Annotated in this window: 8 protein-coding genes; 2 read left to right on the forward strand and 6 right to left on the reverse strand. The window is 71.7% G+C overall.

Annotated elements, in window-relative coordinates:
• The coding region (locus tag A6Q79_RS12535) for an MFS transporter (protein WP_317698496.1) at positions 1–1,184 on the forward strand (1,184 nt) is incomplete at its 5' end.
• 73 nt (positions 1,185–1,257) lie between these two features.
• Positions 1,258–2,283 (forward strand): GTP-binding protein, encoded by a 1,026-nt coding sequence (locus tag A6Q79_RS12540; RefSeq protein WP_286690197.1) that lies wholly within the window; start codon positions 1,258–1,260, stop codon positions 2,281–2,283.
• Positions 2,284–2,290: 7 nt separating this feature from the next.
• Here A6Q79_RS12540 and A6Q79_RS12545 read toward each other — a convergent pair whose 3' ends face one another.
• The 6 genes from A6Q79_RS12545 to A6Q79_RS12570 form a co-directional block, all read right to left on the reverse strand.
• Positions 2,291–2,611: a hypothetical protein gene (locus A6Q79_RS12545; RefSeq protein WP_286690196.1), complete on the reverse strand. Its 321-nt coding sequence runs from the start codon at positions 2,609–2,611 to the stop codon at positions 2,291–2,293.
• Positions 2,608–2,925 carry a helix-turn-helix transcriptional regulator gene (locus A6Q79_RS12550; protein ID WP_286690195.1) on the reverse strand — a complete coding sequence of 106 codons (318 nt, stop codon included), beginning with the start codon at positions 2,923–2,925 and terminating at the stop codon, positions 2,608–2,610. Before A6Q79_RS12550 ends, A6Q79_RS12545 begins: the two co-directional genes overlap by 4 nt.
• Positions 2,926–3,039: 114 nt before the next feature.
• On the reverse strand, positions 3,040–4,428 hold the full coding sequence (gene pntB, locus A6Q79_RS12555; RefSeq protein ID WP_286690194.1) for a Re/Si-specific NAD(P)(+) transhydrogenase subunit beta: 1,389 nt from the start codon (positions 4,426–4,428) through the stop codon (positions 3,040–3,042).
• A 5-nt stretch (positions 4,429–4,433) separates the two neighbouring features.
• On the reverse strand, positions 4,434–5,984 hold the full coding sequence (locus A6Q79_RS12560; protein WP_067860489.1) for a Re/Si-specific NAD(P)(+) transhydrogenase subunit alpha: 1,551 nt from the start codon (positions 5,982–5,984) through the stop codon (positions 4,434–4,436).
• Positions 5,985–6,256: 272 nt separating this feature from the next.
• The gene (locus A6Q79_RS12565; RefSeq protein WP_286690193.1) at positions 6,257–6,925 is read right to left on the reverse strand and encodes an HNH endonuclease family protein; all 669 of its coding nucleotides are present in this window, start codon (positions 6,923–6,925) and stop codon (positions 6,257–6,259) included.
• 100 nt (positions 6,926–7,025) lie between these two features.
• Positions 7,026–8,655: EAL domain-containing protein (locus tag A6Q79_RS12570; protein ID WP_317698506.1), on the reverse strand; the 1,630-nt coding region annotated here is incomplete at its 5' end.

The raw sequence follows: 8,655 nt of genomic DNA on the forward strand, positions 1-8,655 counted from the left end.
GCCGCAGACGGCTCATGCTGATCGGCCTGGCCGGGTTCGTCGCCTCGAGCGCCGCGGTCGGGCTCGCGCCCACCGCCGAGCTGGTCGTCGTCGCCCGACTGCTCCAGGGCGCGTCGGCCGGGCTCCTCACGCCCCAGAGCTCGGGGCTCATCCAGCAGTTGTTCTCCGGCGCCGAGCGGGGCCGCGCGTTCGGCTACTTCGGCCTCACCGTCTCGCTCGCGTCGGCCACCGGACCGCTCCTCGGCGGTCTCGTCATCGGCCTGGTCGGCGAGGAGCTCGGCTGGCGGCTCGTGTTCCTCGTCAACGTGCCGATCGGCGTGGTCGCCGCGATCGCCGTCGCCCGCATGGTCCCCGGACGCGAGGACGACAGCACGCCCGGCCGCATCGACACCCTCGGCGCGGCGCTTCTCGGGGTGTCCGTGCTCTGCCTGCTCTACCCGCTCGTCAGCCTCGAGTCGGGTGCGCGCTGGCCGCTCGGGCTGCTCGTCGGCGTGCCGGTGTTCGCGTGGGCGTTCGTGCGCTGGGAGCACCGCGAGAAGCGACTCGGCCACGACCCCCTGCTCGACCTCGACCTGCTGCGCCGCCTCCCCGGGTACGGCAACGGGCTGCTCGTCGGCACCGTCTACTTCACCGGGTTCACGGGCGTGTTCCTGGTCGCGTCGGTGTGGCTGCAGGACGCGCGCGACGTCAGCGCGCTGCACGCCGGGCTGCTCCTGACCCCGTTCGCCCTCGGGTCGGCGATCACGTCCCCGCTCGCCGGACGGCTGGTCAGCACGGTCGGTCGACCACTCACGGTCATCGCGCTCGGCGTCATGATGGTCGGCGTCCTCGGTGCCGCGCTGGTCGCGCCCGGTCGCCCCACCGACGACCTCTGGTGGGCGCTCTCCCCGTTCCTGCTGCTGGCCGGTCTCGGCGGCGGCGCCGTCGTGTCGCCGAACATCACGCTGACCCTCCAGGAGGTGCCGCCGCGGATGGGTGGCGCGGCCGGCGGGGCCCTGCAGACCGGCCAGCGCATCGGCTCCTCGCTCGGCGCGGCACTGCTGGCCACCACCTACCAGGTGGTCGCGGGACGCTCCGACGGCGACGCCGGCATCCAGGTCTCGCTGCTCGTCGCGCTCGCCGTCCTGGCCCTCGCCCTCGCGGCGGCAGTGCTCGCCTGGCGCACCGCCCGACAGCCCCGCTGACCGTGACGTCCTGGCCCTCGAACGGGGCCATCCGGGGCCAGGTCGTCACGGTCAGGGTCCGTATCCTCGGGCCGTGTCCGCCACCGTCCCCGTCGTCGCCCTCACCGGCAGCCTCGGGAGCGGCAAGACGACGATCCTCAACCACCTGCTCGCCCACCGGGGCCGACGTCGGGTGGGCGTGCTGGTCAACGACTTCGGCGCCGTCGACGTCGACGCGCTGCTCGTCGACGCCGGGTCGGCGGCCACGCTCTCGCTGGCCGGCGGGTGCGTCTGCTGCCGGGTCGACGACGACACGCTCGACTCGACGCTGGAGCAGCTGACGTCGACGCGCGCCGGACTCGACCTGGTGCTGGTGGAGTCCAGCGGGGTGGCCGACCCGGCGACGCTCGCCGCCCGTCTCCACCGCGCGGTGCGGCACCCCGGGCAGGCAGGCGGGCTGCTGCACGTCCTCGACGCGCGCGCCTGGGCCGACGACGACACGCTGCTCGACCCCGCCGCGCTGGCTCGCGCCGACCTCGTGGCGCTCACGAAGACCGACCTGCCCGGTTCCGTCCCCGTCGCCGAGGCGCGACGCCGGCTCGAGCCGCTGCTGCGCACCGGGGTGCCCGTGGTCGACGCGCCGCACGGCGCACTCGACCCCGAGCTCTTCGCCGACGCCTCGGCTCCGCTGAACGACGGACCCCGTCAGCTGTCCCTCGCCGAGGCCCTCCCACTCCCCGGCGGACACCAGCACGTCCACGCGAGCACCTGGGAGCACGACGGGCTGGTGCACCCGCGACGCCTCGCCGAGCTGCTCGACGGTGGACTGCCGGAGGCCTACCGGCTGAAGGGCGTGGTCCGGCTCGACGTGCCATGGGGTGCACGCTGGTGGACGGTGCACCGGGTCGGCGGGCTCCCGAGGGTGACTCCCGCACCGAGGCCCGCGCCGACGAGCCGGCTCGTGGCCCTCGGTCCGACGCTCGACGAGCGCGCGGCGGAGGTCGCGCTGACGCACGTCGGGCGCGACCCCCAGGAGGAGGTCGCGCCCGACGACCACGCGGCGCTCATGCGCTGGGTGCCCGACGACCTGCGCCCGGAGTGGGCGCGGGTCGAGGGGTGAGCCCGACTCAGGCGGCGTGCTTGCAGGTGCTGCAGGTGCAGTCGCTGCACACGCAGTTGGCGCAGCTGTCGGAGCAGTGCGCGCAGGAGCAGACGTTGTGGTTGCAGGTCTCGCACGTGCAGTCGGTGCAGGTGCAGGTCGCACAGCTGTCGGAGCAGTGCGCACAGGAACAGGTGGCGCACTCGTCGTAGTGGCCGTCGTGCTCACGGTGCACGTGGCCGTCGTGGAGGTAGTCGACGTGGTCCTCGTGGACGACGGCGTCGTGGCCGCAGCCCGGGCCGTGCGTGTGGTCGTGCTTCTCGGCCTCGCGGTGGTCGATGACGGTCATGGGTGGTTCTCCTGGGTGTGCTGGAAGGCGTCGAGGAGCACGTGGGCCACGTGCTCGTCGGTGAGGGAGTAGACGACCTCGCGTCCGCGTCGCTCGCCCGAGACGAGACGTGCGGTGCGCAGGATCCTCAGGTGCTGCGACACGAGCGGCTGCGACCGCCCGGTCCACTCGACGAGGTCTCCGACCGTCTGCTCCCCCGCGCACAGACGGTGCACGAGAGCGGCGCGCAACGGCGTCGACATGGCGTCGAAGAGTGCAGCGACGGACGCGTAGGCGTCGATGTCCCCCCGCCCGGCGTCACCCCGCTCACTCATGCACACATCCTTATATAGCAATCCGTGCATGTCAACACGATCCGTCGTCCCTTCTCCCACGAAGCACGACGGCCGGCCACCCCTCGGGCGACCGGCCGACCGTGCACCTCCGACTCACAGCGCGCGCAGGATGTCCTCCACGCGGTCCTTCGCGTCACCGAACAGCATCTGGCTGTTCTCCCGGAAGAACAGCGGGTTCTGCACCCCCGCGTACCCGGCGGCCATCGAGCGCTTGAACACCACCACGTTCGACGCCTCCCACACCCGCAGCACCGGCATGCCGGCGATCGGGCTGGTCGGGTCCTCCGCCGCGGCCGGGTTCACGGTGTCGTTGGCGCCGATGACGAGCACCACGTCGGTGTCGGCGAGGTCGTCGTTGATCTCGTCCATCTCGAGCACGATGTCGTACGGGACCTTCGCCTCGGCGAGGAGCACGTTCATGTGCCCGGGCAGGCGACCGGCGACCGGGTGGATGCCGAACCGCACGTCGACGCCGCGCTCGCGCAGCTTGCGGGTCAGGTCGGCGACCGGGTACTGCGCCTGTGCCACCGCCATGCCGTAGCCCGGGGTGATGACGACGCTCGACGCGTCCTTCAGCAGCTCGGCCACGCCCTCGGCGTCGACCTCGCGGTGCTCGCCGTAGTCCGTCGCCTCGCCGGCCGGCGCCTCGATGCCGAAGCCGCCCGCGATCACGGAGATGAACGAGCGGTTCATCGCCTGGCACATGATGTAGCTCAGGTACGCACCCGAGGAGCCCACGAGCGCGCCGGTGACGATCAGCAGGTTGTTGCTCAGCAGGAAGCCGGCCGCGGCCGCGGCCCAGCCCGAGTAGCTGTTGAGCATCGACACGACGACGGGCATGTCGCCACCGCCGATCGAGGCGACGAGGTGCCAGCCCAGGGCGAGGGCGAGGGCCGTCACCAGGATCAGCAGCCAGATGTTCGGGCTCGCCACGAACACGACGGTGAGCACGAAGAACAGCACCAGCGCGCCGATGTTGAGGTAGTTCTTGCCCGGCAGCACGAGCGGCGACGACTTGATCCGTGCGCTCAGCTTCAGGTACGCGACGATCGACCCGGTGAACGTCACGGCGCCGATGAACACGCCCACGAAGACCTCGGCCGAGTGGATCCGCTCGAGCGACACCAACGGGTACACCGGGTGCTCGAGGTAGCCGTTCCAGCCGACGAGCACGGCCGCCATGCCGACGAAGGAGTGCAGGAGCGCGATCAGCTCCGGCATGCCGGTCATCTCGACCTCGCGGGCCCGCCAGATGCCGATGCCCGCGCCGATCACGATCGCACCGACCAGCAGGACGACGCCGACCGTCTCGGCGTCCTCGACGGCCAGCACGATGGTCGCGACCAGGGCGATGGTCATGCCGGCGATGCCGTAGGCGACACCCGAGCGCGCGGTCTCGTGCTTGCTCAGCCCGGCGAGGCTGAGGATGAACAGCAGGGCGGCGACGATGTACGCCGCGGTCGCGATGCTCTGTGCAGTCACTCTGATCAGCCCTTCGAGAACATGCTCAGCATGCGGCGGGTCACGGCGAAGCCGCCGAAGATGTTGATGGAGGCCAGCAGCACCGCGACGAACGCGAGCAGGCGGATCGCCCACGCGTTGTCGGCCCCGTCGCCGACGCCGATCTGCAGCAGCGCACCCACGACGATGATGCCGCTGATGGCGTTGGTGACGCTCATGAGCGGTGTGTGCAGGGCGTGGTGGACCTTGCCGATCACGTAGTAGCCGATGACGACCGACAGCGTGAGCACGAAGAAGTGCTCGGGCAGCGGCGGCGGCGCGTACGCGTTGACGAGGAAGAGGGCGGCGATGCCCGCGGCGATGAGAAGGTACTTGCCGCGCTGGGTGAGGCCGGGGCGCGGCTCCGGCTTCTCCTGCACGGCCGGCATCTCGGCCGTCGGGGCGGGTGCCGCCGAGACCTGCACGGGCGGCGGCGGCCAGAGGACGTCGCCGTCGTGCACCACGGTCACGCCACGCTGCACCACGTCGGAGTGGTCGAGGACGAGCTGACCGTCCTTGCCCGGCGTGAGCAGCGTCAGCAGGTTGACGAGGTTCTGCCCGTACAGCTGGGAGGCCTGCGTGGGCAGGCGACCGGCGAGGTCGGTGTAGCCGAGGATCGTCACGCCGTTCGCGGTGACGACCTTCTCGCCCGCCACCGAGCCCGCGACGTTGCCACCCTGGGCCGCGGCCATGTCGACGATGACGCTGCCGGGCTTCATCGAGGCGACGTCGGCCTCGGTGAGCAGCCGCGGGGCCTGACGTCCCGGGATCAGCGCCGTGGTGACCACGATGTCGACGTCGGCGGCCTGCTCGGAGTAGATCTCCGCGGCGCGGCGGTCGTACTCCTCGCTGGTGGCCTTCGCGTAGCCGTCGGTGGACTTCTCGACCTCGACGTCGACCGCGAGGTACTCGCCGCCGATCGACTTCACCTGGTCGGCGACCTCGGGGCGCGGGTCGGTGGCGCGCACGATGGCGCCGAGGCTGGACGCGGCACCGATCGCCGCGAGCCCGGCCACGCCGGCGCCGGCGACGAGCACCTTGGCGGGCGGCACCTTCCCGGCGGCCGTGACCTGCCCGGTGAAGAAGCGGCCGAACTCGTGCGCCGCCTCGACGACGGCGCGGTAGCCCGCGATGTTGGCCATCGACGACAGCACGTCCATCGACTGCGCCCGCGAGATGCGCGGCACGGCATCCATCGCGAGGACGGTCAGCGGGCGGGCCGACAGCGCCTCGAGCAGCTCGGGGCTGGTGGCCGGCGCGATCAGGCTGACCAGCGTCGCATGGTCGTTGAGCCGGTCGATCTCGGCGGTGCTCGGCGGGTTGACCTTGAGGACGACGTCGGCCGTCCATGCCTCCTCCCCCGTGACGACGGAGGCACCGGCCTCCGCGAACGCCTCGTCGGCGAACGCGGCCTTCGCCCCGGCCCCGGACTCGACGCTCACGTCGTACCCGAGCTTCAGCAGACGTGCGACCGTCGCGGGAGTCGCAGCGACCCGGGTCTCCCCGGCACGCGACTCGGCGACCACTCCGATCCTCATTCCGCGGACACTAGCGGAGGCCTCGGGAACCGACCACTGGATGAGACCGGTGTCTCAGGTACTGGCGGTATCTGAAACTTCCGGCCATCCGGACGACAAGTTCACGCGTTCCGCCCTCAATGGCCACCTGGCTGCTGGTTCCCATCAGTTCATGGGAACCAGCAGCCCACCATGGTTCTCCCTCACTCACCTGCGGATGCAACCCCAGGTGAGCGAGGGATTCCCATCCATTGATGGGAATCAGCATCGACGGCGACGGGTCGAGCCGGGCGTCAGCAGCCGGCCAGGACGTCCTGCAGGGCGGCCTTCTCGGCGGAGTCGACGCTGAGACCCCACCGGTACTTCACGGCGATCCAGTCCGACACGTACGTGCAGCGGTAGCCGGTGGCGGGCGGGAGCCAGGAGTCCGGATCCTGGTCGCTCTTGGACCGGTTCGTCGACGCCGACACCGCGATCAGGCTGCGGGCGTCGCCGAGGTCGTTGGCGAACGACTCGCGTCGACTCGCCGTCCAGCCCGAAGCACCGGAGATCCACGCCTCCTTCAACGGCACCATGTGGTCGATGTCGAGGCTTCCCGCGTCGGTGAAGCGCACGTTGTCGTAACGCGACAGCCAGGAGCCCGACGTGATCGTGCACGTGCCGGTGCGCCCCGTCGCCGACGACGACTCGTCGATCAGCACCTCGGCGCGTGTGTTGCAGCCGTCGCCGTCGGCGTCGATCCAGTGCCGGAACGCGTCGCGGTCGTAGGTCGTGCCGTTGGCCTCCGCCCGCACGGTCAGCTCGGCGAGCTGCGACTCCGGCGACGCCGACGCGGCTGGTGCGACGAGGACGGTCGCGACGAGCGTCGCGACCAGCAGGCCGACGACGTGGGTGAGGCGGCGCCGTCGCCGCCCGACGGCGGGACGGACGTGGACGGTGGACGAGGCAGCACGAAGCGGCATGGCGGGACTCCCCCCGAAGTCACTGGTCAGGTCGAGAGGACCCTAGGCTGCGCCGTCGCCCGTCCGGAAGGCTCGGAACCAGACGTTCACCCGAACGTCATCAACCGCGTCCCTGCGCGCCCACGCCGGCCGTCGGTGGCGTGGCGGGAGCCGGCCGGCCCAGGTGGTAGCCCTGGAGCAGCCGGTAGCCGAGCGACTCGAGCGCGGTCTGCTGCTCCGCCGTCTCCACTCCCTCGGCCACGACGTCGATGCCGATGCCCTGGGCCATCGCGACCACCCCGGCGCAGACCGAGCGCGCCCGGCGCGAGTGCGTCATGCGGGCGACGAACGACCCGTCGAGCTTGACGACGTCGACGGGCAGGTCGACGAGGTGCGCCAGGGTGCTGTAGCCCGTCCCGAAGTCATCCACCGCGATCCGCACCCCGTGGTCGCGCAGGGCGAAGAGGTCGACGACCAGACCGCCCGTCACGTCGAGCAGCTGCGTCTCGGTGATCTCGAGGACGAGCATCGACGGCGGCAGCCCGACCTCGTCGAGCACCGACAGCACCCGTGCCACCAGGCCCGCCCGCCCCAGCTCGACGGCCGAGACGTTCACGTGCACCGGCACCGGCGTGCCCTGGGCAGCCAGCGCGGCCGCGTGCGCACACGCCCCGCGGAGCACCCCGTCGCCCACCTGGTGCATCAGGTCGCTGACCTCGAGCACGGGCATGAAGTCGCCCGGACGCAGCTGGCCCCGGATCGGGTGGTCCCAGCGCAGCAGGGCCTCGACCGCGTGGAGGTAGCCGGTGGCGACGTCGACGATGGGCTGGAAGACGAGCGAGAACTCCCCCGAGGCCTGCGCCCGCTCGAGGTCGACGAGCAGCCGCGCCGACGACTCGATGCCGGCGTGCACGGTCGGGTCGTAGAACTCCGCCCGGCCGCGACCACGGTCCTTCGCCGCGTAGAGCGCCTGGTCGGCGTGGCGCAGGAGCAGAGGCGCCTCGGCCTGCTCGTCGGCGGCGGCGATGCCGATGCTGACGGTCACGGAGACCGTCGTGCCGTCCTGCAGCACGACGGGCTCCGACAGGCGGTCCATGATCCGCTGCGCCTCGGCGGCGAGCTCCTCACGCGTCCCCGCCGACGTGCACAGGACCACGAACTCGTCGCCGCCGAGCCGGGCGACGGTGGCGCCGTCGCCGACGAGGGCGGAGAGCCACACGTCGCCGATGACCTTGGCGATGGCGACGTCCTGGTCGTCGAACTCGGTGCGCCCGGGGTGCATCGCCCGGGTGACCATCGAGGTCATCAGCATCCCGACCTGGTTGATCTCGGTCTGCACCGAGGAGTCGGCGAACATGAACGCCCGCGTCAGCGCCTCGGTCAGGTGCGGGTCGCCCTGGAGCCCGCGGCTGGTCAGCTTGAGCACCTCGATGACGCGTTCGGCGGGGGTGTCCCCGGCGATCTCGCGACCGCGCAGCGCGCCCTCGGCCTTCTCGAACTCACGCCCGAGAGCCGAGACGAGCAGGTGGATCTTGGAGGGGAAGTAGCGGTAGAGCGTGCCGAGGGCGACCTCGGCACGGTCGGCGACCGCTCGCATCTGGACGGCGTCGAAGCCACCCTGGGAGGCCAGGTCGATGGTGGCGTCGAGGATGCGCTTGCGACGCTCGCGCTGGGCCGAGGAGCCGAGCTCCTCGGTCGCCGTGCCGGTCGCCGTGCCGGTCGCCGTGCCGGTCGCCGTGCCGGTCGCCGTG

This window comes from Aeromicrobium sp. REDSEA-S32_B7 (assembly GCF_001626145.1).
Lineage (GTDB): Bacteria > Actinomycetota > Actinomycetes > Propionibacteriales > Nocardioidaceae > Aeromicrobium > Aeromicrobium erythreum.